Raw genomic sequence first — 24368 nt, 5'->3', positions numbered from 1 at the left:
CGACCACAAGCAAAAATAACAAATGGCAATGAGACAAAAATAAGCACAAATAGCCAACACGTCCTCTGTTCACTTTAAAGGGAATCGCTGAAAAAAAACGCTCTGTTTAGGGAAATTCACCTTTCTCATAAAGCTATTCCGCCCTTTTCCTGCTGAGAAATCGCCACATTCGTCATGACAACATTGTGAAACCCGGCATTAGATGTTAGAAAAAACAATAAACAATGCGATATGCGCGTTACTGTTTCGCTGTGAACAACAATCGGTCAAAGAAATGGATAAAATTCACGCAATGCAGTTGTTCATCAAAGTCGCGGAGCTGGAAAGTTTTTCCCGCGCGGCGGATTTCTTTGCTTTGCCAAAGGGAAGTGTTTCGCGCCAGATACAGGCACTGGAACATCAACTTGGCACCCAGCTTCTCCAGCGCACTACGCGACGGGTCAAACTCACGCCAGAAGGCATGACCTATTATCAACGGGCAAAAGATGTGTTGAGTAATCTCAGCGAACTGGACGGTCTGTTTCAACAGGATGCCACCAGTATCAGCGGTAAATTACGCATCGACATCCCGCCAGGAATCGCGAAAAGCCTGTTACTGCCGCGCCTGTCGGAATTTATCTATCTGCATCCGGGAATTGAGCTGGAGCTGAGTAGCCATGACCGTCCGGTAGATATTCTTCACGATGGTTTTGATTGCGTGATACGCACTGGCGCGTTACCGGAAAATGGCGTTATCGCCCGTCCCCTCGGCAAACTGACCATGGTCAACTGTGCCAGTCCGCACTATCTGACGCGCTTTGGTTATCCTCAAAGCCCCGACGATCTGACTTCGCACGCAATAGTGCGCTACACACCGCACCTGGGTGTACATCCGTTAGGTTTTGAGGTTGCCAGCGTTAATGGCGTCCAGTGGTTTAAGTCTGGCGGCATGTTGACGGTAAACAGTCGCGAAAACTATCTCGCCGCCGGTCTTGCCGGTCTGGGGATTATTCAGATCCCGCGCATTGCCGTGCGCGAAGCCCTGCGTGCCGGGAGGCTTATTGAAGTATTACCTGGCTACCGTGCCGAGCCGCTCTCCCTTTCGCTGGTTTATCCGCAGCGTCGGGAGCTTTCCCGGCGTGTAAACCTGTTTATGCAGTGGCTGGCTGGCGTAATGAAAGAGCACCTGGACTGACCGACTATACTTTTTAAGAATGACCACGACAGAAGGACAAAAGAGCGGATGACGCAGGAAAACGAGATCAAACGTCCCACCCAGGATCTGGAGCACGAGCCGATTAAGCAGTTGGATAATAGCGAGAAAGGCGGCAAAGTTAGCCAGGCGCTGGAAACCGTCACCACCACTGCCGAAAAAGTCCAACGCCAACCGGTTATTGCGCACCTGATTCGCGCAACAGAGCGCTTTAACGATCGGCTGGGTAACCAGTTTGGTGCGGCTATCACCTATTTCTCATTTTTGTCGATGATCCCGATTTTGATGGTGTCGTTTGCCGCAGGGGGCTTTGTGCTGGCCTCCCATCCGATGTTGCTACAGGATATCTTCGACAAAATTCTGCAAAACATCAGCGATCCGACGCTAGCCGCCACGTTGAAAAACACCATCAACACCGCCGTTCAGCAGCGTACTACCGTAGGGCTTGTCGGCCTGGCGGTGGCGCTTTATTCCGGCATCAACTGGATGGGTAACCTGCGTGAAGCGATTCGCGCCCAGTCACGCGATGTCTGGGAACGCTCGCCGCAAGATCAGGAGAAGTTCTGGGTAAAATATCTGCGTGATTTTATTTCACTGATTGGTTTGTTGATTGCACTGATTGTGACGCTTTCGATCACCTCGGTTGCCGGTTCGGCGCAGCAAATGATTATTAGCGCCCTGCACCTGAACAGCATTGAGTGGCTGAAACCGACGTGGCGGTTGATTGGCCTGGCGATTTCCATCTTCGCCAACTATCTGCTTTTCTTCTGGATCTTCTGGCGCTTGCCGCGCCACCGTCCGCGCAAAAAAGCCCTGATTCGCGGAACATTTCTGGCTGCGATTGGTTTTGAAGTGATTAAAATCGTGATGACCTACACCCTGCCATCGCTGATGAAATCCCCCTCTGGCGCAGCATTTGGTTCCGTGCTGGGACTGATGGCATTTTTCTACTTCTTCGCCCGTTTGACGCTGTTTTGCGCGGCGTGGATTGCCACCGCCGAATATAAAGACGACCCGCGAATGCCGGGGAAAACGCAGCGGTAATTCATTGGTTTATAATGCCTGATAAACGCACGGTCGATCCCCTCGCCCCTTCGGGGAGAGGGTTAGGGTGAGGGGGTACAAGCCAGCCAGAGACCAGGCAATGACATGCACATAACCACCTGAAACTACATCTCTTCAGGAGCAAACAATTTCATTCCAACTCACAACCCCAGCATATAAATCCAGTTGGTAACTTTTATTTAACCTGAAACCAGTTTTATCCACTATTTATAAAATTATGTGAAGCATTTCATAGAAGAAAAATCACTGGCTTAAACATTATCCCCTTTTTGCCTGGCTTTTGACCATTTCCGCGATTTGTTACACATTGAAATATCACTTTTGCTGTGCGTAATATGGCTATTCGTTAGCCAAAAAATAAGAAAAGATTATGCAAGCAACAGCCACAACACTCGACCACGAGCAAGAATACACGCCGATCAACTCGCGTAATAAAGTCCTTGTCGCCTCTCTCATTGGCACGGCCATTGAGTTTTTCGACTTTTACATTTACGCCACTGCGGCCGTTATTGTGTTTCCGCATATCTTCTTCCCGCAGGGCGATCCTACGGCAGCAACGCTCCAGTCGCTCGCCACCTTCGCCATCGCCTTCGTCGCGCGCCCTATTGGCTCTGCCGTCTTTGGTCATTTTGGCGATCGCGTTGGGCGTAAAGCGACGCTGGTCGCCTCGTTGCTAACGATGGGGATTTCGACCGTGGTGATTGGTCTGCTGCCGGGCTATGCCACGATTGGTATTTTCGCCCCGCTGCTGCTGGCGCTGGCTCGATTTGGTCAGGGTCTGGGCTTAGGCGGTGAATGGGGCGGCGCGGCGCTGCTGGCGACTGAAAACGCCCCACCGCGCAAACGTGCACTGTATGGCTCCTTCCCACAGCTGGGCGCACCGATTGGCTTCTTCTTTGCCAACGGCACTTTCTTGCTGCTTTCCTGGCTACTGACCGACGAGCAGTTTATGAGCTGGGGCTGGCGGGTGCCATTTATCTTCTCGGCGGTACTGGTCATTATCGGCCTGTATGTTCGCGTGTCGCTGCATGAGTCGCCGGTGTTTGAGAAAGTCGCTAAAGCGAAAAAACAGGTGAAGATCCCGCTGGGTACGCTGCTGACCAAACATGTTCGCGTAACCGTACTGGGTACGTTCATTATGCTGGCAACCTATACGCTGTTTTACATCATGACGGTCTACTCTATGACCTTCAGTACCGCCGCCGCGCCAGTTGGGCTTGGCCTGCCGCGTAACGAAGTGTTGTGGATGCTGATGATGGCAGTTATTGGTTTTGGCGTGATGGTACCTGTCGCCGGATTACTGGCTGATGCCTTTGGTCGCCGTAAAAGCATGGTAATCATCACCACGCTGATCATCCTGTTCGCGCTGTTCGCCTTTAACCCGCTACTCGGTTCTGGCAACCCGATTCTGGTTTTTGCCTTCCTGCTGCTGGGGTTAAGTCTGATGGGACTGACCTTCGGGCCGATGGGCGCGCTGTTACCAGAGCTGTTCCCGACAGAAGTGCGTTACACCGGAGCATCGTTCTCTTACAACGTAGCGTCGATTCTCGGGGCTTCCGTTGCGCCGTATATCGCAGCCTGGTTGCAGACTAACTACGGGTTAGGTGCGGTGGGGTTATATCTGGCGGCGATGGCTGGCTTGACGTTAATCGCCCTGCTGCTGACCCATGAGACACGACATCAGTCGTTGTAAGTATCGTGCGGGCTGCCACCCTCACCCCGGCCCTCCCCCCAGAAAGTGAACGGAAAAGCGGTACTCGTTGTTTCAACACGCACAAAACAGTCCCCTCGCCCCTTTTGGGAGAGGGTTAGGGTGAGGGGAACACGCTGCTCCCGAACTCACCAGCAAACACAATCCAACCTCATCACTTCTTCATCTGCGACAAAATCGTCCGGCACTGATTAGCCTCCCCTTCGGAAGGTGAGATCAGCGCCAGTAACGCCGCCGCTGGCGTAACCAGCGTTGCCAGTGCCGCCGCAACGGCTCCTCGGGCAATCAACGGCCCGGCTTTCACCCCAGCCTGCGGATTTTTAAATGTCCCACGCACATACAGCGGCGAACGCAGCGTGATAATCCGAATTCCTTTACTCTCCGGATCAATAGTCAAATCCAGCTGTTCCGAAGCAAAACTTGCCGTGCCGGTAACGTTAATCAACGCGTTCTCAGTATCGAAAGCAAAAATCTGCGGGCGCGCCACGCCGTTGGCAATATCCAGATTCGCCGCCGCACAGTTCACCCGCACCTCATCGTCACCAAATATCGCACCGACAATGTAGTTACCGACATTCAGCCCGACAATCTCCATCAGGTTGCGGCTCACCAGCCCGTCATTCATCAACAGTTTCAGGTTGCCGTTACTGTTGCCTAAAAGCGCCGCCACCGAGTTACCGCTACCGCGTAGTTCCGCGTCACCGTTCATTTCCCCCAGCGTCTTCTGCATCAGTTCCACATCGGGCATCAGTTCTTTCAGTTTCAGCCGACGAGCCTGAATATCTGCCCGCCCTTGCATCGGTTTTTTATCACCTTCCAGATGAATATTCGCCGCAATGCTGCCGCCTGCCATGCCAAATTTCAGCGGTTGCAGGCGCAGGTCAGCATTTTTGAGGATGATATGAGTAGAAAGATCGCTAATCGGCAGGCTACTGCCATGCTCAATGCGCCGCCCTTTGAAGCGAACATCGGCATCCATGACGTCCCATTTATCGGTTTCGAAGCGGTCATAAGGCAGCACTTTACCCGCAGGCTGAACGCTTTTTTCGCCCTTCTTCTGTTCAGACCGTTTCGACTTTTCAGCTCCTTTCCCGGAATCAACGCCAATCAACGGTCCCAAGTCCGCCAGCCGCAATTGCCGCGACTCGACATCACCTTCCAGTTTTGGCCGTGGCTTGCCGGTGGTATAGACCAGAGAACCGTGGATATCGCTATCGCCAATGCGCCCATTAAAGCCGCGATAATCAAAGACCGACGATTTTTCAGTGTCGATTTTCGCTACCAGCCGACCATCCGTTTCAAACGGCGGGGTATCGGGCAGCAGAACGCCCGTCAGTTCATAGAGATCACCCAGCGAATCGCCAGAAAATTTAAGCCGTAAATCGACACCACCCATCTTCATTGGGTCATTCACAACGCCATCAAAAGCAACACGGGTGTTACCAGAGCGGAAATCAGCCTGTACCGGAAACGGCGTCCCTTCGCCACGCAGCGCCAGCATACCGCCTATTTTTCCCGTACCAGTGAGCGGTTCACCGTTATAACGTCCCTGCGCCTTCAGGCCAAAAACGTAATCGCCCACCTTTTCTTTATCCGCTTTACCTTTCGATCCAGTAACTTCGCTGAACGGCAGCGGCTTGCCTAACGGATCGACAAAAATTTCCAGATCCGCTTTGCTTACTTTGTCATCAATGGCGATCCGCCCTTGATCGAAAAGAATATTATCCAGCCGAAACGACCATGCCGACGGCTTTGCATTCGCGTCTTTGTTGTCATCGCTGGCGAGATTAAATGTCCAGTTGTTGTTCTTTTCTGAGAGGCGAATCAGGCGTGCGTCGGGCTTTTCCAGTTTGATCCACGGTAGCCAGACCGTTTTGGTCAGCAGCGCCAACGGTGCCAGCGTTGCCTCTACGCGTGGCAAATGCACCATTGTGACTTCGGGAATATCCGGTGGATTGCCGAGAATGATGTCTTCTGCATGCACATGAGGCCACGGCACCCAGCTGCGCCAGCCAGTTTCTTGCTTTTGCCGCTCCCACACCACGCCCAGATCGCCACGGATAGCGAACGGACGATTCAACTCCGCAGAGACTTTCTGGTTGATGGTCGGTTTGAGTCGATTCCAGTCAAAAGTTGCAATCAAAATGATCGCCACGACAATCAACAACAAGAAAGCCCCTGAAATCGCAGCGGTTATTTTGCCTGCCTTGCTCATCGTTCGCTTCCTCATATTCTTCCTGTGCCAGTCCTAAAGATAGTCCAGCCAGGCGGAAAATGAGGCAGCTTATAGCGCCAAAACCGCCGTATTCAGCGTTTCTATCGGTGCCGGGCGTGAAAGAAACCAGCCTTGTGCGGCGAATGCGGGCGAGCTCTGAACATCACGCCACTCTTCCGGCGTTTCTACGCCCTCGACGATCACCCCGCGACAATAGCGATTCATGAGATGTAAAAGCTGAGAAAAGAGTGTGCGTCCTTCCGGCGACTGACGCAGCATCACAAACAGCTCTCGCGCGATTTTGATGTAGTCATAACGCACTTCACTTAGCGCAGAGAAATTTGCCATCCCGGTGCCAAAATCATCCAGCCACAGCGGGCCAAATTCACACATCGAGGCAAAGGTTGAATCTTTCGGCAGACGGATGTGTTCCACCAGTTCGAAACGCAGCCAGGGAAGACGCTCAATCTGGCGCAGGATTTTTGGTTGCTGACGCAGGGCGATGAGCGTAGGGCCATCAATATTGACCGATGCCAGCAGGTCGTGCTCTATAAAGAAGTCGGCTTTTTGCGCCAGTAAATCAATCTGCTCTTTCACAACCTCCATCCGATGGCTGACGGTGATTTCAGTAAAATAGCGATCCGGCGGCAGGCGTTGCGAAGGGTTCAAGGGATGCGTGACCACCGTTAATAGCTCCACGGCCATTAACCGCCCGCATGTTTGATAGATCGGCTGCCAGGTGTAAGCACGCTCACACTGCAACCAAAAACGCCGTTCCTGCAAGCTCTCGATGCTTGCTTCAGGGTTGCTTATTCGCTGGATAACCTGCCTTATCATCAAAGATGTCCTGTGTTTAAAAGTGATGCTGCCCGGACTCGACAAAGATTATCGGCGCGCAAGGGCATAACTTTACCGCCTGGCCGGGTTAAATTTTCCCACTCCACAACGGAATCTTTCAGGAATACGTTCTGGCTCAAAAAAATAATGGAACACTGTTTTAATATGGTTGACCAGCAAACCACCACAGCGCAAACTAACGCTAATTTTTTACAGATCAGGTTCACGACTATGTCCAAAAAGATTGCCGTGATTGGCGAATGCATGATTGAGCTTTCCGAGAAAGGCGCGGACGTTAAGCGCGGTTTCGGCGGCGATACCCTGAACACTTCCGTCTATATCGCCCGTCAGGTCGATCCTGCGGCATTAACCGTTCATTACGTAACGGCGCTGGGAACGGACAGTTTTAGCCAGCAAATGCTGGACGCCTGGCACGGCGAGAACGTTGATACTTCCCTGACCCAACGGATGGAAAACCGTCTGCCGGGCCTTTACTACATTGAAACCGACAGCACCGGCGAACGTACGTTCTACTACTGGCGTAACGAAGCCGCCGCCAAATTCTGGCTGGAGAGCGAGCAGTCTGCGGCGATTTGCGAAGAGCTGGCGAATTTCGATTATCTCTACCTGAGCGGGATTAGCCTGGCGATCTTAAGCCCGACCAGCCGCGAGAAACTGCTTTCTTTGTTGCGCGAATGCCGCGCCAACGGCGGAAAAGTAATTTTCGACAATAACTATCGTCCGCGCCTGTGGGCCAGCAAAGAAGAGACACAGCAGGTGTACCAGCAAATGCTGGAATGCACGGATATCGCCTTCCTGACGCTGGACGACGAAGACGCGCTGTGGGGTCAACAGCCGGTGGAAGACGTCATTGCGCGCACCCATAACGCGGGCGTGAAAGAAGTGGTGGTGAAACGCGGGGCGGATTCTTGCCTGGTGTCCATTGCTGGCGAAGGGTTAGTGGATGTTCCGGCGGTGAAACTGCCGAAAGAAAAAGTGATCGATACCACCGCAGCTGGCGACTCTTTCAGTGCCGGTTATCTGGCGGTACGTTTGACGGGCGGCAGTGCGGAAAACGCGGCGAAACGCGGGCACCTGACCGCAAGTACCGTTATTCAGTATCGCGGCGCGATTATCCCGCGTGAGGCGATGCCGGCGTAAAAGCAGCATATGCAAAAGGCTGGATAAAGTGTTACCCCTCTATCCAGCTCATCCATAAATACCTGATGGTTGTGCTAACTCATCACCATCAGGCATTACTGTGCAGGTGGAATATCCGTCACTTCAGGATGAACGTCATCCGTGGCGACAGAGGTGGTCGCAGCGGCAGTAGATGGGGTCATGATTTGATCCCAGGCCGCCTGCAACGCTTTCATGTTAAATTCCAGCTCGCCTTTCGGCTGCAGCAGTATTAACGCCATATCGTTCGACAACTGCTGACGCAGATCCTGATTTAACATCTCCACCGTCAGGCTGTTAAGGAAGTCCTGGCGCAGTTTCTGATATTGCTCCGGCGCGATATCGACAACCTGATTTTGCAACGAACGCATCCGCTGCCCCATCAGAATATCGGTATCAGCTCGCGCATAGGCGGCAAACAGTTTCTGCAGCTCCAGTTTCTTTTGCGCCACTAACGCATTGAACTCCTCTTCCGGCAGACCTTTATCGCGAACCTTCGCCAGCTCACGCGCCACCAGATTAAGGTTGCTGTTCAGCTTGTCGTTTGGTGATTCGATGTTGATGGCACACTGCGCACGCAGATACAGCACACGGCAGTCAAATCCAAGACCGATGTCTTTGCTGTTATTGGCGCTTAACGCTTGCTGAACATGCCAGAACAGCGCCTCACGGGCCAGGTCCGCACGCCAGTAGCGCAGCAGTGCGGCTGATTCACGAATCGGCTGCCACGGCGTATCCCACATGATGGATAACCGGTCCTGACGCACCGCGTCAGTCATAATACTCACCGCTTCCGCACGCAGCGGAGAAAGCGTCGGCACCGGAGCCGGTGTTTCACGTTTGCCTTTCAGTTCGCCAAACGTTTTATTGATTTGGTCGACGACCGAGCGCGCATCCACGTTTCCCACCACCAGCAGCGTCATTGCATCCGGGGTGTACCATTTCTGATAGAAATCTTTAATCTTTTCCGCTTCAACGGGTTGTTTCAGCGGATCGGCAGGATCGTGACCTAACAAGGTTGATCCTTTCAGACGATAGCGCCACCAGCCCTCTTTAGTATCGGCAGGCCAGGTTGCCACCATGTCCTGACTTTGCAGCGCGTGGTTGATGGTTTCTGGCGTGATAGTCAGTTTGCCAGTGGCATTTGCCAGATAAGAGAGCGCTTCTTTCAGCAAGTCGTTACGGTTATTGGGCAAACTCAGATTAAACAGCGTGGTGTCATAAGAGACAATTACCGGCGGCATCGGGCGTTTAGGGTCGATCCCCTGCTGCCACAATGAACGCGCCTGTACTGCTTCAAGGCCACCGCTTTGCGTTAACGCAATACGAGGGATGGCGTGGCTGTAACCGCTCTGTTGTGTACTTTCGGCGAGCGAACCGGTATTAACCAGCAGGCGAATTTCAACACGATCGCTGGGACGCTGGGGCGTGGTCAGCACTTGCCACTGTAAACCGTTGGAAAGCGTCCCCTGTTGCCATGCTGGATCAGGCTGGAGCGCATCTGCCTGCACATAGCCAGCAGTGGCCATCATCAGCAAACCGCCCGCTAAAAGTCGAATTTTTGTGCCCTGCATGTGAACCCCTGATCAACTATCCTGGTAATAAAAAACTGCCCGTTGTCGGTCAGTCTAAATGACGTTAAAAACACTTCGTGTTAGACCGCAAGAACATGAAAATGTCACGGAAGAAGTGAAATAAACCTGAACTCACCCAGGTGGTAAGTTCAGGCACAGGGGTCAATTATGCGCAAACACCCGCACTCGGGGAAGGGAGTGCGGGCATAAGTGGTGAGATTAAGAGGATAATTCGTGCGTTTTGCCATCCGGCGCACGATTATTCAGCACATCGTCCAGTTTTTTGTGGTCCAGTTCTTTCACCCACTTAGCAACGACAATGGTCGCTACGCCGTTACCGACCAGGTTAGTCAGCGCACGAGCTTCTGACATAAAGCGGTCAATACCGAGGATCAGCGCCAGACCCGCTACCGGCAAATGGCCCACCGCAGAGAGCGTTGCCGCCAGCACGATAAAACCACTACCCGTTACCCCTGCCGCCCCTTTAGAAGAAAGCAGCAACACGATTAACAGCGTGATTTGGTGGACGATATCCATCTGACTGTTAGTGGCCTGGGCGATAAACACCGCCGCCATTGTCAGGTATATCGATGTACCATCAAGGTTAAACGAGTAGCCTGTCGGGATGACCAGCCCCACCACCGATTTGCGGCAGCCGAGTTTCTCCATCTTGTCGAGCATACGCGGCAGCGCCGACTCGGAAGATGAAGTCCCCAGTACAATCAGCAGTTCTTCACGGATGTAGCGGATAAATTTGAAGATACTGAAACCAGTCGCTTTAGCGATTGAACCCAGTACCAGCACCACAAACAGGATACAGGTGATGTAGAAGCAGATAATCAGCTGCCCCAGTTGCACCAGTGTGCCGACGCCGTATTTACCGATGGTAAACGCCATTGCCCCGAACGCACCAATAGGTGCCAGACGCATGATCATATTGATGATGCCGAAGATGACCTGCGAGAAACTTTCGATCACGTTAAAAATCAGTTGGCCTTTGCTGCCCAGACGGTGGAGCGCAAAACCAAACAGTACGGCAAACAGCAGCACCTGCAGAATGTTACCGCTGGCAAATGCGCCAATGACGCTCGCCGGGATGACATCCATAATGAAGGCGACAATGCCCTGGTCTTTCGCCTGATCGGCGTAAACCGCTACCGCTTTCGCATCAAGCGTTGCCGGATCGACGTTCATTCCGGCACCAGGCTGCACGACGTTAACGATGATAAGACCAATAATCAGCGCGATGGTACTGACAATTTCAAAGTAAAGCAGTGCGACTGCGCCGGTACGACCGACCGCCTTCATGCTTTCCATGCCCGCAATGCCCGTTACGACGGTACAAAAGATGACAGGAGCGATGATCATCTTAATGAGCTTAACGAACCCGTCGCCAAGCGGTTTCATTTGCTCGCCTATTTCAGGGTAGAAATGGCCAAGGAGAATACCAATGGCTATCGCTGTCAGGACCTGAAAGTAAAGGCTTTTAAACAGAGAGGTTTTCATAGGGTGTCCTTTAGTAAAACCACAGGTCTTGTAAGGTTATGGGGTACCTGCGGCCTTAAAATAACACCCAGACAACATCACAGAAATGTACCTGGATCATAATTGAAACAAAAAGGTTAAAAAGTTTGAGCTGGCTCGCACAAACCAGCACTTTTTAAAGTTTTGTAATCAGTTTGGGGTAGCTACTTTTCTTCCAGGTAACTCTCTTCGAAGATTTCAATAGGGAGTGGGCGAGCAAAAAGGAAGCCCTGGGCAATACCAACGCCCGCTTTTGCCAGCCAGTCGCGTTGTGCTTCAGTCTCCACGCCTTCGGCAATCATTTGTAAGTTCAGGCTTTGCGCCAACATGATAATTGCAGCAATCATGCTGCTATCTTCCGGCAAGCCTTCAACAAACATTTTGTCGATTTTCAGTACGTCGATTGGCAACGATTTCATATGCTGCAGCTGACGCAGCCCCGCATAGCCCATGCCGAAATCATCCAGCGCCACCCGAACTCCGGCATTGCGCAGCGGACGGAGGATTGCCACCGCAGCATGAGGGTCGTCAATACGTCGGCTTTCTGTCACTTCCAGAATCAGTGTTCCCGGCTGAATGCGATAGCGGGTTAACAGTTCCAGCATATCCGCCACCATATTCGGGTGCATCAGTTGCAGCGCTGAGAGGTTTACCGACAAGGGCAGCATAATGCCGCGCTCTTGCCAGGCAGCAAGCAGTCGACAGGACTCTTCCAGCACCCAGTGACCAACGGTAACCATCAGCCCACAGCATTCAATGCGATCGATTAAGCCATCCGGCAGATCCCAACTGCCATCCGGTTGCTGGATACGCAGTAACACTTCCGCACTGACCAGTTTACCGCTGGTCATCTCGACCTGTGGCTGTAACCAAATCGCAAACTGATGATTTTCCAGTGCATTAAGGATATCGCTCTCTTCCGTCAACCGCTGTTGGGCGGCTTCCATCTGCTGCGGATCAAAGAACTGAATCTGATTCTTGCCTTTATGGCGAGCGGTAAATGCCGCAGAAATAGCACGACTGTAAAGCTGTTCGGCGGTGAGATCGCCGTAGAACATCGCCACGCCAATGCTACAGTGCGGACGGAGTTGAATACGTTCAATCGGCAGGCGCTCGCTCATGATAGTGAGCACTTGCTGACCTAAAGTGATTGCGTGCCACGGTTCCTGTACACCATTGGCAATGACAGCAAAGTCATAACCACTAATCTGCGCGAGGATCATACGTGGCGACAGTACCGATTTGAGTTTTTCCACCAGCGTCAGCAGCAGAATTTCTCGTTGCGCCTCTTTCAGCACGCCCGCAGTATCACGCAGGGTTTCACAGGTGATGATCATCAGCGCGGTGGTTTGTTTACGCGCGACAACCTGCTCCAGCATCTCCATCAGCAAGGCTTTGTTCGGCAAATCCGACACCGGGAAGCGCATCGCGTTTTCGTTCTGTTCTTCATAATGGCGCTGCAGCAATTGCTGGTTGAGGTTGTAACTGCGCACCAGCATACCGATTTCATCGTCCTGATGCAGACGTGGTAATGCCAGTTGGTGACCAACAAGCTCCTGGGCAGGGATGGCGTTAAGTTCGCGAGCAATATTGCGTAACGGATGCAAAATCAGGCGGTTAATGCACCAGCTAATCGCCACCGTCAATATTAACGACAAAAGTAAGTAAATGGTCACTAACGTTGAGAGGGTGCTCATCACGAACTTATACATGCGGAAGGAATCCGCCTGTAGCACCAGATAGGCAATTGGCTGCGGATTTGCCGGACGTTCGAGCGAGTAGACACCCAGCGAGATTTGAACCGGTAGCTCAAACAGGCGAGTAACCATTACCGGCACTGGCCGCTCTGGAATAAAACTTTTACGCAGCGCCTGGAACTGGTTAGGCAGCACTACATCGGCACGGCTGACCACGCCTGCCGGTTTAATGCTGGCAAGAATAGCTTCCGCTTCGGGAATATCGCCTTTCAAAATAGCTGAAGATAAGGGTTCGCGGACAGAGCGAGCAATGCTTTCCAGTTGCGTAGCCGTGTTATAGCGATTCTGCTGGACCAGATGGAACAGCAAAACGGTGCAAAAAATAAAAACGAACACCAGGACAACGGCTGCCACCATTGCCATCTGCTTGATTGTTAACGAGCGACTTACGCGCAAATTGTCTCCCCCCGGAAATCCCAGATTGCCGCCCGAGTATACCCGATCGCAGCGGCATTAAGAGAGGCGCTATCTGAAAACTTACCAGTCGGCGTAAGGTATCAGCGGCTGCGGCGGTAAATCCATGTCACCCTGCCATCCGGCGGCGGAATAACGTACGTAGAGCAGGAAATGGCTGGGTGCGTAATCTTTCGCCTGCTGGATATCAATTGCCGTGCCGACAAACCAGTTGGAAGTAACACGTCGTTCAAGTAATGCCCGCGCCGTGTAGCCAAAGCCCTGACTGCTGCCGCCATCGTTCGATTGCCGCGCAGCTTCTTCCTGCCAGTCGGTCGGGATCAGATTCATCAGCGGATAACGCGGCATGGTTTTGGTGCGTGAATGCGACCACGAGCCAGACGCCCCCAGCTCCCACGACCAGTTTTCCGTCCGCTCACGCCACATCACCGGTATGGCAAACGACAGGTATTCCTGCGGGCTGTAGTAACCGCCCTGACCGAGTGAGTAGCCACTCAGGTCTTTGTCGTAATGCCAGATCATGTTGTTCAGGCCGATTGTGACGCGGCGATTGTTCTGGTTAATGACCTTATAGTAATAGCCCGTCATCCAGCGCACACGCCAGTTATCTTCGACATTTTTACCGGTTAACTGGTCACCGCTAAGCGATGCCCAGACGCCGTTTGCTTCACCTTTATCGTAGCTCAGGCTTAGCCCCACGCCGTCGGCACGCACGCCACCCCATTTTTTCCCGGTATTGCTCGGGGAGTCTTTTTGCCCGCCAAAGGCCAGCAAAGAACTGGAAATGGGCCGACGATGGGCGTTAACGGTGTAACCCAGCGGCCCGATATCATCGCTGTAACTGATGCCGCCGACCACATCCACCACGTTGAAGCCCATCGGCGTGGTACCGATATCCCAGCTCCAGACGTCATTTCGCCAGCCGACCGCCACGCTGGCACCGGAATCCGACTGGCTGCGGTTGCCGCTACAGTCCTGTAATGTACAGGTGCCCCAGTTGTCATCCCATTTGCCATCGGCATTCGTGGAGAAACTGCCAACGTTCATATTGACGAAATCACTGCGAAAGAACATCCGCCCGTCAGAATACGGCGCATCCACCTGCAACATGGTAGTGTGCGCTTTCAGATCGGAGTAACCACCGGTGCCGCTCGAACCCCAGTAATCGTGCTCGAGGGTGACGTTAAGATCCTGCTGGCGATAGAGGTCAGCCGCATCGCTGCGCACGCCGCGTTTCAGCCAGTCATCTTTCTCGTCGTTACGGGTCAGCCGGGTAAAGGTGTCGTTATCCTGCGGACGCGTCGTGGTCACACCGGATGCAACCATGGCGTCTTTGTAGGTTTCCAGCGCCTGCGTTGGATCGCCCGCCAGCGCTTCAAACTTCGCACCATCACGCAGTACCATCGCGCTTTCCATCGACGGTGGCTGAGATTTTGCCTGCGGGATCAACTTATTAAATGTCTGCTGCGCCGCTGCGGTATCGCCAAGCTGCGCCTGTGCCAGCGCCACGCGCCGCTGTGTGTTCAGCGAGGCGTTATCGGTAGCGGGCAGTTTCGCCAGCTGGCTACGTGCCGCCGCTTTGTCACCGGCAGCAATATCCACTTCCGTCAGACCAAGAATGGCATCGGCGTTAGTTGGCTCCCGCGTCAGGACATTCTTATATGCAGCGCGAGCGGCGGTGTAATCACGTCGTTGTTGCGCCCAGCCAGCCAGCGTGAGGTCTATGCGCGTGGAAGGTGGTTGCTGGCGCAGCATCGCTTCCGCTTCAGCTTCTTTGCCGCTTTCTCGCAGGCGATTAGCGGTTTCCAGTACCTGATTGCTTTGCAGTCGATTAACCAGCTCCTGAATATTGCTGCTCCACTGCGCGCGCGGCAGGCTGTTGATATGCGCCAGCGCCGCTCTGTCCTGGTCATGACCAGAGAGATACAGCCCGTAAGCGTAAACCTGCTCCGGGTCGTTCGGCTTCTGCTGCGCCAGATTACGCATTAACGTATCGGCCTGGCTGCGTTGTCCGGCCTGCCAGAGATCCTGCGAAAGTCGGTAAGTAATCCATACGCTGCCGGGGTCCAGCGCCAGTCGTTGCCGCTGAAGTGCTGCCGCCTGCGCCCATTTGCCCTGGTTTTCCAGTGCCTCTGCCTGCTGTGCCAGACGGTCGTTTTGCAGGCTGCGTTCGATATCATCAATGCTTCGCCGCTGACTGGCAGAGAGCGAGGCGATAAACGCTTCAGCTTTTTCTGGCGATTGCTGGCGGTATATATTCGCCAGCCCGCGCACGGCGTTAGTGTTGCCGCTGTCCATACGCAAGGTCTGCTGATAATAACGTTCGGCGACGGGATAATCTTTTCGCGCCATCGCCACATCGCCCAGCCCCAGCACTGCATAGCTGTCGGTGTTATCGACATTACGCGCCTGCTGGAACAGGCGTTCTGCCCGGTCAGGATTATTGGCTTTCAGCGCAGCATCGCCCTGCTGGATCGCCAGCCAGTAGCGGTTTACTTTCAGGAGACTGTTCCATTTGTCGTTGTTGCTGCTGTGCGGATCCAGGGCGAGGGCTTTTTCCAGATTCGCCACCGCATTGGCGCGATCGCCTTTCTGAGAATACGCCTGGCCCAGCGCCCCCAGAGCCTCACTGTCTTTCGGGTTCGCCCGCACTGCCTGTTGTAGTTCGGGAATGGCTTTACCCGCCATACCAGAGTCCACCGCCGCTAAACCTTGCGCACGAGCGCGGAAAGCAGGGTCGGCCAGCTGTTTTTGCTGTTCTGCCAGTTGCGATTGCGCCGCAGCTACGCTATCGCCATCACTAAAGATCGAGAGATATTTTTTCAGCGCCGACACACTGGCATCGCTGACGGGCATGTCTTTAATCTGCCCGTACCAGATTTTAGAGGCCCCTTCGCGCCCGGCGTTTGATTTCGCCATCTGTTCCAGGACGGCAAAACCTTCGTCACGGCGATCGCTACTAAACAGCAATAGCGCCAGATTGTTTTGCAGGCCCGTATTGCCCGGCGTATCCGCATTAATGCGTTTTAGCTGATTAATCGCTTCGCCACGGCGAGCCGGAATTTTCGCCACCGTACTCCAGTACTCGACGGCAATGTCACCTTCCGGCGGCGCACCGTTGAACAGTTTGTTGTAACTCGCCACAGCTTCTTCTGCATGACCAGTAGTCGCCTGCAATCTTGCCTGTTGCAGTGCCTGACGACCATCCGGCGTGGAAAGCAACATTGTGGTCCGCGACGATTTATACGCATTTGAACTCGGCGCTAACTGCGACAGCCGATCGAGCTGTTTTTGCGCGCCATCAATATCGCCCTGACGTAACAGAGAACGGAAACGGGCGGCAACGACGTCCGGGTTATTCGGATCAATAAGTTCCAGACGATACAACGACTGTTGCACCAGGTCTTCACGATGGGTCGCTTCGCCTAACCGAACTTGCTCCAGCAACTGTTGCTGAGCGGTTGGTGCTGCCTCGACCATCGGCATGACGGCCAGACCGAGGGAAAGCGTGAATATGTTTAGTGTGAATTTGCGCATTCCTGGCCCCAGTCAGGTAATAACTCACCTTTTGTCGAGAAGCGGAAACGGTGTTGATCCCAGCCTTGTCCAAACAGGGTCAGCACATAGTTGTAATAGGCATCGCTGCCGGGAAAGTTATCGGCCACGCGCTGGCGCTGAACGGCCTGCGCATCGCGGTTTTGTAAAAAGGGCAGCATGGCGGCAGAAAAACCGACCGGTCCTTTACCCTGCGCTTTCCCCGAAGCTACATCGACTTTTTCCGGCGGATAACCGTTTTTCTCGGTGAATGTCGCCATCGGTTTAAACCGGTTGAGCATCCGCGCTTTTTGCGGATCGCTGTCAGGCATCATGCCTACCCACATGTAAACGCGGATCGCGTCGTAGCTGCTGATCAATGTTTTTTCGGCTTTTAGCTGCCAGCCTTTGTCTTTCTCATAGCGCACCCAGTCTGGCGAAAAGCCTTTCGGGGCGGTTTCCAGCAATAAACGTTGATTGGTTTCGCGCAGCGTGGTCCACGGCGCGCCAAAGCGGGTGAAATACTGCGCCAGCGTCGGCGGCAGGTAGCTGGGGTTAAAACGCCAGCTGTTATCCTCTGCAAATCCCACTTTGCCCGGCAACAACATGGAACCCAGTCCAGGCACCGTCACCACTTCCTCCCGCGCAATACGTTTTAACAACGCGCTGCCGATGTCGGTATAACGCTGCTCTTTCCACAAACGCCCCGCCTCCAGCAACGACCAGGCCATCCAGACATCACCATCGGAGGCCGAATTGCTGTCCAGCACTTCCCACTTACTGTTCTCTTTCTTGCCCCACAGCCATGCGGGCAAGCGTTCTTTTAAAGAACCCTGAGCGAGATTGTTCTGCGTCCAGTCGAGAATATTATCGAAAGCTGCACGGTCGTTAGCCGCCAGGGCAAAGAACATGCCGTAACTTTGTCCTTCGGAGGTGGTGATTTTGCGCGCGTCGCTGGGGTCGATGACGCGCCCTTCCTGACTGATGTAATCCTTTTTAAACTGCTCCCAGGCAGGCCAGGTACAGGCTGCCTGAACACTAAAGGCAGCCAGCAGCAGCATCGTCACGAGTCCACTACGCAACACATTCATCTTCAATTACTCGTTATCCGGGTTAAGACGACGACGGCTGATAATACGCAGCAGACGCCACAGTACCCAGGCCAGCAGCACGACGCTGATTGCCGCCAGCACCGCCAGCAGAATCGGATGGTTTGCCAGGGCATACCATAAGCGTTCGAACCACGGCAGATGGCCAACGTAATAGACGTCGCCAACACGCAGGCTATTGATACCGGACTCGCGGATCACCGCGACCGAACCGAACATGGTGGCGCGTTTGCCGCTATCGTTCACCGCATCGTTAAGCATTTCATAACCGCGCGGGCTATCTGCCAGCAGCGCAATCACGCTACGCTGGTCGTTATACGGCGACTGGAAGCCAATCACCGCCGCCATCGCACCGGAAGAGGTCAGCGTTGATTGAGTTTCTGCCGCGCGATCGCTCTCATCCGGTACAATGCCGGGGAACGGGGTCTGGCGCATCGGCGTTTTCACCCAGCTTTCGGTCGCCTGCACCAACAGGTCGATCTGCTTATCGTCTTTCAGTTTGTCCGGGATACCACCGACGATCATGATGTCGGCATCTTTGCCCTGAATGGTGCTGCCATCATCGGTCACCGTCAGGTTAATCGCCGGGAAGCCCGTCTGCGCACCGATAAAGCCAACGGTATTCAGCAAGGTTTCCATCTGTGCTTCGTTAGGCGCTTTCGGCATCACGGTGATGGTTTGTGACAGATCCGCCATCCGGCTGAACGGGAAGCCCGCGTTAGCAAAGGCGCGTAGATCCGGCATCGGGATGAAGTGGTAATACTTCGAGAAGTCGATGGTGGAGTCGTCACCAATCACCACATGATTCTGCACCGGCTGGAAGGTAATACAGTTATCCACCGAACCGCCCGGCATCGGGTTCATATACTCAAAGTCGAACCGCAGCTGGTTGGTCGCGCCCAGTTTCAGCGCCGGAATAGAGACATCCGTTTTGCCATCCAGCAAACCTTGTAATACCGGAATACGCAGCAGCAGGCGGTTCGCCTCCTGTTTACTGCTCAGGTTGAAGGATTGCAGGAACTGGTTATTCAGGCTGATATCCATCCGCGAACTGTCTTTCACCGGCGGCATGGTGTAGCGATAGTTGATATCCATATCAATGCCGGTACTGCGCATCAGGTAGAGATCCGGCGGCAGGTTTAGCGAAACGTTAATCGCTGCTGGCTCAAGACCGCTGGATTGTAACTGTTCTTCATAGGTTTTCAGTTCACCAAAGGTAACCGGACGATCGGTACGCACCCAGTTCGGCGCATCGTACGGCTTACGCGGTAGCAGCGGTTTCACTTCATTCACTACCACGCTTTCACCACGGAACAGAATGTTACCCTGAGCGATACCTTTCGCTGCCTGCAACAGGTCTTTGTCGTCACGACCAAACACCACCAGCAGTTTGACGTAAGGATTCTGTGGATGGTTGATCATCTCAATCACCGGGGCTTTTACCGCCGGATGATCGCGCAGGAAGTCCGGGCGTTTGTCATTGGTGGCAAAAACGATGGCATTGCGATCCGGCAGTTGGTTATAGAGCACCGGGAAGTTCTGCCCACGCCAGCCAGAACGCGAACCAAACCACGAGGCAACAATGGCAGATGCTTGTTGCAGCCCGACATCCGGCGCACCCGCAAAGACCATCGGCAAGGTGTTGGTGCGGTTATCACGCGGGTCAAAGAATGGTACCGGGAAGTGTGACAGGTCATTCTTCACATTCAGGGTCTGATAGGTCAAATCCAGTCCACTGCTCCGCCCAACATCCAGCCAAAGCGTGGTGCTGGCCGGGTTTTCGCACACGTCCTGATAATGGCCGACAAACTCCAGCCGCACACGGTTGAAGTCGGTAATAAACAGTGGGTTAATGGGCATTTGCGCCAGCGTTTTTTTACCCAACTGTTCTTTGGTCACTGGCAGCACGCCCATCAGTTCATCATTGAGATAAACCTTTAACTGCGACTGGACAGGCAGTAACGATGGCGATGGCGTGTATTCGAGATTGAGCATCGCCTTCGTTACCACTTCATCGCTGCGCATACCAAACTCAATGCTGCCGTTCGGGTTAATGCCACGTAGCACCATGCTGCCCGGCGGCGGCGCAATTTGCGCAAAGGTCAGCTTCACATCACGCGAAGGACCGTTCTGCGCCACGACTGGCGCATCAGCGCCCTGCACGCCCGGCATCACTTGCCCAACCTGCGGATTTTGTTCCGTCTGGGCGGCTACAGCTGGCTCAGCATTGATCAGTGGTTGCGTTGCTGGCGTCGCCTGCGTCATGAAAGAGGGGAACGCACTCATCCCCATAGCCACTGCACAAATCCAGAATAGTTTTCTTTTCATCGCGTTATCATCATTGTTGAGCCAAAGCCTGATCCGATGGTTGTGCCGTTTCGCTCCGCTCCGGGCGGCGCGGAATAAACGATACAACCCAGGAAACCAGAGAAGTCAGCACACGGAATATGCCCTTCACCGAAGAAGGCGCAAACTCCGCCAGATGGCGGTAGCCACGGAAGCCGAGCTTCAGAATATCCAGCAGACTTTCCAGCGGCTTATCTTCCGGATAGCTGTCCTGCCAGAGCGCCCATGTATCCGCACGGGCAAACGTACACTGCACAAAATCGATATGTTGCTGGGTGGTGAGCGGCATTAATTTCAACCCAACTTCATTACCCATCACGCGCGCCACCTGGGTCGGGAAGACGTATTCCTGCTGACCACGTTTAAGCAACAGATTCACTTTCTGCCCTTCCAGAATCTGCGCCTGACCGTTGATCTTGATCCCCAAACCACCGTCGGAGAAATCCTGAACGGTACACGAGAAGAGGTGACCATCTTCGCGGGCAATTGCCGCGGGCATCGTCATCTCCACGCGGTGCGATCGGCGTACCTGTTTGCTTTCTACCGATACCGCAACTGCGCCGCCAAGAACAATCAGGTTGTAGAATACCCACACCATACTGACGACCACGGTGAGCATCTCGGTTGGCGGGCCATAGAAGTAGCGCCAGATGCCTACCGCAACGCCCACCAGGTTGAGCAGAACAAGGAAGATGTAGGGCCGCGAGATCACCCAGTCGACGTACTCTTCTTCCACCAGTCCACCTTTGGCGGTGACGTTAAATTTGCCTTTGTGCGGGTTAATCAGCGCCACCAGCGTCGGTGGTGCGATATACCACGCCAGCACCGTTTCGTAGATTTCACTCCAGAAAGAGTGGCGATATTTGCCCTGGATCTTGGAGTTGGTCAGGCTGGCATGAATCATATGCGGCAGCACGAACAGGGCAATCATCAACGCTGGCGCATAGATGATGTAGGCATGCAGCAGCAGGAACGCCAGCGGCGCAGTCAGGAAGATCAGTCGTGGAATGCCCGACAAGAAGTGGAACATGGCGTTGACGTAACATAGCCGCTGAGCAAACTTCAGCCCTTTACCGGTGAGCGGGTTATCGAGACGAAAGATTTGCACCATCCCGCGCGCCCAGCGAATACGCTGACCGATATGCGCCGACAGACTTTCGGTCGCCAGCCCCGCCGCCTGCGGAATACGCATATATGCAGAGGTGTAGCCACGACGGTGCAGGCGCAAAGAGGTATGCGCATCTTCAGTCACAGTTTCGACAGCAATGCCGCCAATTTCATCCAGCGGCTTACGGCGAATCACCGCACAGGAACCGCAGAAGAAAGTGGCGTCCCACATATCGTTGCCATCCTGCACCAGACCATAGAACAGCGTGCCTTCGTTAGGTGTTTTACGGAAACGCCCCAGGTTGCGTTCAAACGGGTCCGGTGAGAAGAAGTGGTGCGGCGTCTGCATCATCGCCAGTTGTTTTTCTTTCAGGAACCAGCCCATGGTCATTTGCAGGAACGATCGCGTTGGTACGTGGTCGCAGTCGAAAATCGACACGAACTCGCCTTTGGCATATTTCAGCGCATTGTTGATGTTGCCCGCTTTCGCATGTTCATGAGTGGTACGGGCGATATATTTCACCCCCACGTTTTGCGCAAACTGGCGAAACTCTTCCCTGCCGCCGTCATCAAGGATCCAGATGTTCAGCTTGTCTTTCGGCCAGTCGATACCCAGCGAGGCGTAAATGGTATTTTTCACCACGTTGAGATCTTCGTTGTAAGTCGGGACAAAGATATCCACCGACGGCCACAACGACATATCTTTCGGCAATGGCACCGGCTGACGATTCAGCGGCCATACTACCTGGAAGTAGCCGAGCACCAGCACAATCCACGCGTACGTTTCGGCGAACAGCAGAATAAGCCCGCACACCAGGCTGACCGGATCGTCCCAGTTCAGCGTAGAGGTGTAGCGCCACCAGATATAACGGCAAGAAACGGTCAGCGACAGCACAATCAACATTAGCGCCGAGAAGCGCCCCGGCATCCGCCGTACGATCAGCGCTACCCCCCACAGCAGCATCAGGAAGATAAACTGCGCCAGCGGGTTAAACGGCTGAGTAACGCAGATTAACGCCAGAATCAGCGAGAAGGTGACGATGATACCGAGGATCAACCGCCGCGCCCCGGCACTCAAATGGCCGAGCTCTTTTTTCTCATCAAGATGCTGTGTTTTATGGCTAACGCGCTCAGGCAGCTCGTTCATCCATTGATGGTAACGTCCACGAATATTCTGCAGACCTGAAAATGCCCGCCTGCGCGGTTTCGGCGTTTCTTTGCGCGATGCACCGATCAGTAACCAGCATGTTTGAATGAGATAACGGACCGGGTCCAGCGGACGCGGACGCGAGGCGTTGATATGCGGATACAGGTTTTTATGTTCTGCGCGAATACGCTGCCAGCGCGGGTGCTCCAGCGGAATAAAAATCCAGGCCAGGATCAACCAAAAACAGCCGAGCGTCGCGCTGAAAGCCGACGCGCCGTGACGACGATAATCGCGATAACGCCCGATAAGCCGCGCGTTGACCGGCGGGATAAGCAACCACCGGGTCAGGATACTCATGATTTACTCCCGACTGGCGTTTTCAGCCCGGAATAGTTCAACAGGCACCAGTTAGCCAGCGTCAGTATCTCTTCAGCCGCCAGCGCATCACTGCGATATTCACCGACTGGTTGCTTAGCCGCCAGGCATTCAGCCATCGCTTCATCACGATGAATGAGCATCGGCAGTAATCGGCGCTGGCTTTGCAACCAAAGCTGGTAAATATCGTCCTGAACTTGACTGCCGATACGGAAGTCATTAATCAAAATATGCGCGCCATCCGGCAGCGCCTGCTGATGCAGCCGGATATGGCAGTTGGCATCCACATTGACGATTGCCAGCGAGTGATCGCACAAACTCAGCAGCTGGTGGGTTATCTGCGAGGAATCACGCGGTAAGTCGATTAAAATCCACTGGTAACGCCCGCTGGCTTTTAGTTGCTGTAAGCCGGAGCAAATATCGCTCAGCCGGGTTTGCCAGTGCTGTGGATTTTCTTGTTCTTCAATGGATAACTGACCAAAAGGCAGCAAATCGAGCTGCGAGGTATAGCGCAACCCGGCGTCACGCCAGTTCTGGTCATCCAGCATAGCTCTGGCCCAGCCCTGACGGTGGGTAAAATCAACGTTAAATGACAGGCGCAACAAGTTGTCCGGGCAGGCATCGACCACCAGGACATTTTCTCCCAACATTTGTAATGACCAGGCTAATGCGGCGGTGATGGTTGTTGTCCCCACGCCTCCCCGCACCCCCTGCAATCCCAGTACGGCCATTCACCAATCCCCTACTTTTGTTGCGCAAACTCTGCCAGCAACGGCCAGCGTTTTAATGCCGCGGCCAACTGTTCGCGTTGGGAAATATCGGCATAATCAATATCAGGCAGTGAAAATGCCTGCTTTAACGCCAAAATATCATTCTGGAAGATATAGCCTATCGCGGGATCAGGCAGAGTATCTGGTTCATTGTTATTCATTTGCTTGATCCCTATGAAATAACCGTACCGTTCATGAGACAATTCTAACCGTGAGCATTTCGCCGGTTTATTGTTTACGGCGAGACGGGAATTTGCTCACTTTTTGACTTTCCGTTACGCAACAAAAAAAGTTAAAAACGAAAAGACTAAAATCACACGTCTTGTGACCTGCTAAATTGATTCACATGCTAAATCTGATAAGTTTTAATTTCAATGGTAGGTTTATTTCTTAGCTTTCGCTAGGGAAGGTGCGAATAAGCGGGGAAATACTTCTCGGCTGACTCAGTCATTTCATTTCTTCATGTTTGAGCCGATTTTTTCTCCCGTAAATGCCTTGAATCAGCCTATTTA

Annotated in this window: 15 protein-coding genes; 4 read left to right on the top strand and 11 right to left on the bottom strand. The window is 53.6% G+C overall.

What is annotated here, in order from left to right; translation table 11 throughout:
* The first annotated feature begins 274 nt into the window (after nt 1–274).
* From ACJHWK_RS18470 to ACJHWK_RS18460, 3 genes are all read left to right on the top strand, one after another.
* Nucleotides 275–1174: a LysR family transcriptional regulator gene (locus tag ACJHWK_RS18470; RefSeq protein ID WP_032142989.1), complete on the top strand. Its 900-nt coding sequence runs from the start codon at nt 275–277 to the stop codon at nt 1172–1174.
* Nucleotides 1175–1222: 48 nt separating this feature from the next.
* Entirely contained in the window at nt 1223–2236 is a 1014-nt protein-coding gene (yhjD, locus tag ACJHWK_RS18465; protein WP_000191259.1) for an inner membrane protein YhjD, read from the top strand.
* Nucleotides 2237–2627: 391 nt separating this feature from the next.
* Nucleotides 2628–3950: an MFS transporter gene (locus ACJHWK_RS18460; protein ID WP_001149003.1), complete on the top strand. Its 1323-nt coding sequence runs from the start codon at nt 2628–2630 to the stop codon at nt 3948–3950.
* Nucleotides 3951–4122: 172 nt separating this feature from the next.
* Here the strand turns inward: ACJHWK_RS18460 and ACJHWK_RS18455 are convergent, their stop codons facing one another.
* Both ACJHWK_RS18455 and pdeH read right to left on the bottom strand, forming a co-directional pair.
* Nucleotides 4123–6183: an AsmA family protein gene (locus ACJHWK_RS18455; RefSeq protein WP_001521551.1), complete on the bottom strand. Its 2061-nt coding sequence runs from the start codon at nt 6181–6183 to the stop codon at nt 4123–4125.
* Nucleotides 6184–6252: 69 nt separating this feature from the next.
* Nucleotides 6253–7020, bottom strand: coding sequence for a cyclic-guanylate-specific phosphodiesterase (pdeH, locus tag ACJHWK_RS18450; RefSeq protein WP_001521552.1), 768 nt, complete (start codon nt 7018–7020; stop codon nt 6253–6255).
* Between the two features lie 231 nt (nt 7021–7251).
* Between pdeH and kdgK the strand changes: the two genes are divergently transcribed.
* Complete coding sequence (kdgK, locus tag ACJHWK_RS18445) at nt 7252–8181, top strand: 2-dehydro-3-deoxygluconokinase (protein ID WP_001296796.1); 930 nt, start codon at nt 7252–7254, stop codon at nt 8179–8181.
* Nucleotides 8182–8276: 95 nt separating this feature from the next.
* Here kdgK and ACJHWK_RS18440 read toward each other — a convergent pair whose 3' ends face one another.
* The 9 genes from ACJHWK_RS18440 to bcsR all read right to left on the bottom strand — a co-directional run bounded on the left by ACJHWK_RS18440 (nt 8277) and on the right by bcsR (nt 24017).
* Complete coding sequence (locus tag ACJHWK_RS18440; protein WP_410234890.1) at nt 8277–9773, bottom strand: M16 family metallopeptidase; 1497 nt, start codon at nt 9771–9773, stop codon at nt 8277–8279.
* Between the two features lie 219 nt (nt 9774–9992).
* Nucleotides 9993–11279 carry a C4-dicarboxylate transporter DctC gene (gene dctA / locus ACJHWK_RS18435; RefSeq protein WP_000858214.1) on the bottom strand — a complete coding sequence of 429 codons (1287 nt, stop codon included), beginning with the start codon at nt 11277–11279 and terminating at the stop codon, nt 9993–9995.
* Nucleotides 11280–11461: 182 nt separating this feature from the next.
* Nucleotides 11462–13450, bottom strand: a complete 1989-nt coding sequence (gene hmsP, locus ACJHWK_RS18430) for a biofilm formation regulator HmsP (RefSeq protein ID WP_001266310.1) — start codon at nt 13448–13450, stop codon at nt 11462–11464.
* Nucleotides 13451–13531: 81 nt separating this feature from the next.
* On the bottom strand, nt 13532–17005 hold the full coding sequence (gene bcsC / locus ACJHWK_RS18425; protein ID WP_170886326.1) for a cellulose synthase complex outer membrane protein BcsC: 3474 nt from the start codon (nt 17003–17005) through the stop codon (nt 13532–13534).
* Entirely contained in the window at nt 16987–18093 is a 1107-nt protein-coding gene (bcsZ, locus tag ACJHWK_RS18420) for a cellulose synthase complex periplasmic endoglucanase BcsZ (protein ID WP_001521557.1), read from the bottom strand. The genes bcsC and bcsZ overlap by 19 nt, the downstream gene beginning before the upstream one ends.
* Before the next feature lie 6 nt (nt 18094–18099).
* Nucleotides 18100–20439: a cellulose biosynthesis cyclic di-GMP-binding regulatory protein BcsB gene (gene bcsB / locus ACJHWK_RS18415; protein WP_001309034.1), complete on the bottom strand. Its 2340-nt coding sequence runs from the start codon at nt 20437–20439 to the stop codon at nt 18100–18102.
* A 10-nt stretch (nt 20440–20449) separates the two neighbouring features.
* Complete coding sequence (gene bcsA / locus ACJHWK_RS18410) at nt 20450–23068, bottom strand: UDP-forming cellulose synthase catalytic subunit (RefSeq protein ID WP_000025849.1); 2619 nt, start codon at nt 23066–23068, stop codon at nt 20450–20452.
* Nucleotides 23065–23817, bottom strand: coding sequence for a cellulose biosynthesis protein BcsQ (gene bcsQ, locus ACJHWK_RS18405; RefSeq protein WP_170886327.1), 753 nt, complete (start codon nt 23815–23817; stop codon nt 23065–23067). The genes bcsA and bcsQ overlap by 4 nt, the downstream gene beginning before the upstream one ends.
* Before the next feature lie 11 nt (nt 23818–23828).
* Entirely contained in the window at nt 23829–24017 is a 189-nt protein-coding gene (bcsR, locus tag ACJHWK_RS18400; RefSeq protein WP_001063314.1) for a cellulose biosynthesis protein BcsR, read from the bottom strand.
* Between the last annotated feature and the right edge of the window lie 351 nt (nt 24018–24368).

The sequence above is a fragment of the Escherichia sp. WS547 genome, from assembly GCF_046486065.1.
Taxonomy (GTDB): Bacteria; Pseudomonadota; Gammaproteobacteria; order Enterobacterales; family Enterobacteriaceae; genus Escherichia; species Escherichia coli.
The sequence above is the reverse complement of the archived record's forward strand: the minus strand, read 5'-3'. Positions and strand labels throughout refer to the sequence as shown.

What these genes read in the sequence shown, in the direction of transcription:
- bcsR (WP_001063314.1), bottom strand. Translation starts at nt 24,017, where the DNA reads ATGAATAACAATGAACCAGATACTCTGCCTGATCCCGCGATAGGCTAT.
- dctA (WP_000858214.1), bottom strand. Translation starts at nt 11,279, where the DNA reads ATGAAAACCTCTCTGTTTAAAAGCCTTTACTTTCAGGTCCTGACAGCG.
- bcsC (WP_170886326.1), bottom strand. Translation starts at nt 17,005, where the DNA reads ATGCGCAAATTCACACTAAACATATTCACGCTTTCCCTCGGTCTGGCC.
- ACJHWK_RS18460 (WP_001149003.1), top strand. Translation starts at nt 2,628, where the DNA reads ATGCAAGCAACAGCCACAACACTCGACCACGAGCAAGAATACACGCCG.
- bcsQ (WP_170886327.1), bottom strand. Translation starts at nt 23,817, where the DNA reads ATGGCCGTACTGGGATTGCAGGGGGTGCGGGGAGGCGTGGGGACAACA.
- kdgK (WP_001296796.1), top strand. Translation starts at nt 7,252, where the DNA reads ATGTCCAAAAAGATTGCCGTGATTGGCGAATGCATGATTGAGCTTTCC.
- ACJHWK_RS18470 (WP_032142989.1), top strand. Translation starts at nt 275, where the DNA reads ATGGATAAAATTCACGCAATGCAGTTGTTCATCAAAGTCGCGGAGCTG.
- pdeH (WP_001521552.1), bottom strand. Translation starts at nt 7,020, where the DNA reads ATGATAAGGCAGGTTATCCAGCGAATAAGCAACCCTGAAGCAAGCATC.
- ACJHWK_RS18455 (WP_001521551.1), bottom strand. Translation starts at nt 6,183, where the DNA reads ATGAGCAAGGCAGGCAAAATAACCGCTGCGATTTCAGGGGCTTTCTTG.
- bcsB (WP_001309034.1), bottom strand. Translation starts at nt 20,439, where the DNA reads ATGAAAAGAAAACTATTCTGGATTTGTGCAGTGGCTATGGGGATGAGT.
- bcsA (WP_000025849.1), bottom strand. Translation starts at nt 23,068, where the DNA reads ATGAGTATCCTGACCCGGTGGTTGCTTATCCCGCCGGTCAACGCGCGG.
- ACJHWK_RS18440 (WP_410234890.1), bottom strand. Translation starts at nt 9,773, where the DNA reads ATGCAGGGCACAAAAATTCGACTTTTAGCGGGCGGTTTGCTGATGATG.
- bcsZ (WP_001521557.1), bottom strand. Translation starts at nt 18,093, where the DNA reads ATGAATGTGTTGCGTAGTGGACTCGTGACGATGCTGCTGCTGGCTGCC.
- yhjD (WP_000191259.1), top strand. Translation starts at nt 1,223, where the DNA reads ATGACGCAGGAAAACGAGATCAAACGTCCCACCCAGGATCTGGAGCAC.